Origin of the sequence: Leptotrichia trevisanii DSM 22070 (assembly GCF_000482505.1) — a bacterium.
In the GTDB taxonomy this organism is placed as follows: domain Bacteria; phylum Fusobacteriota; class Fusobacteriia; order Fusobacteriales; family Leptotrichiaceae; genus Leptotrichia; species Leptotrichia trevisanii.
This window is the reverse complement of sequence record NZ_AXVL01000084.1, coordinates 1-1,453: the sequence shown is the minus strand read 5'-3', so window position 1 is coordinate 1,453 and position 1,453 is coordinate 1. Positions and strand designations below refer to the sequence as shown.

General features: G+C 38.5%; 1 protein-coding gene. It reads left to right on the top strand.

The features are described 5' to 3' along the window. A partial coding sequence (locus K324_RS16105) for a two-partner secretion domain-containing protein (protein WP_036095563.1) occupies window positions 1-1,453 on the top strand: 1,453 nt, incomplete at both ends.

Genomic DNA, 1,453 nt, shown 5'->3' with positions numbered 1-1,453 from the left:
GGGACAATTAACATTAAAAACTTTATTCCAACAACTGGAAGAGTGAAGTTAAAGGACGGAGATGTAATTGGAATTGATGTCGAAAAGGGAAGAGTCATTATCGGGGCAGGCGGCTTTGATGCGACTAATACTGATTATGTAAACGTTATTGCAAAGGCTATGGAATTACAGGGCAATCTTGTCGGGAACAGGGTTGATGTAACTTTGGGGGAAAATACTGTTGACTCTAACGGAACTGTAGCTTCTAAAAATGGAATAAACTCAGTTGCAATTGATGCAAGCAACCTTGGATCAATGTATGCGGGGCAGATAAAGATAGTCAGCACGGACAAGGGGGCAGGGGTAAACTCCAATGGCCTTATCTATTCAAGGGACACAAAGCTTGAGATTACGGCTGACGGGAAAATCAATGTAGCCAAGATAAAGGGTGATGGAATTGAAATAAACGGAACTGAGTATGCTCAATCAGAGCTTGCAAGTTCTGACAAGGGGATTAACATTAATGCTTCTAAAATAAAATTGTCTGGGGAAACTCAGGCAAATGAGGACATTAACCTTAATGGGAATGTTGAGAATAAGTCGAATATATACACAGGCGGGAACTTGAATACGCTTGATATGATAAATTCTGGGAATATTAATGCTTCAGGGAACATAACGGCAAAAGATTTTAAAAACTCTGTTGCAACAGTTCTTTCTGGAGGAAACTTTAATGTAAAAAATTTAGATAATTCTGGAAATATACAGGTTTCAGGAATTACTAATATTAATGGGAAATTTGATAACACAGGAGCATTGACTTCTGTTAAGCGTATTTCAGTCTCAGGAAATATAGGAAGTACAGGTAAAATACTGACAAATGAGGATCTGTCATCTAAGGATATGGTAACGTCAGGGACAATTGCGGCCAAAAATTTAAGAGTGGATAACCTGACTAATGATGGGAAAATAAGCACAAATGGTGAATTAACTGCAAAAGATGTGAAAAATACTGGCGATATTTTGGCATCAGGCAGAATTTCAGGAAGCAGCCTTGTCACTTCAGGAAAGATTCAGACTAATGAAACACTTGACATTGACGGGCTTCTTGACAACAGCGGGACAGTCGGGGCTTCAAAGGATATATCAGTTGCCGGAAATGTATTAAATTCAGGGGAAATTCTTACTAATGGAGATTTTACTTCAAAGAATATGGACACTTCTGGAACTGTAGTTTCAAATAATTTAAGAACTGGGAATCTTAAGAATGACGGGAAAATTGTAGCCAATAAGGACTTGACTGCTAAGAAGGTTTCAAGTACAGGGGATATTACTGTTGTCGGTAAAATTTCAGCTGGCAGCCTGAAATCTTCAGGATCTTTAAGAACCAACGAGGATCTTTCTGTTAATGGAAGGTTTGACAATGACGGGACAGTCGAAACTTCAAAGAATGTAGCTGTTTCAGGAGATATTA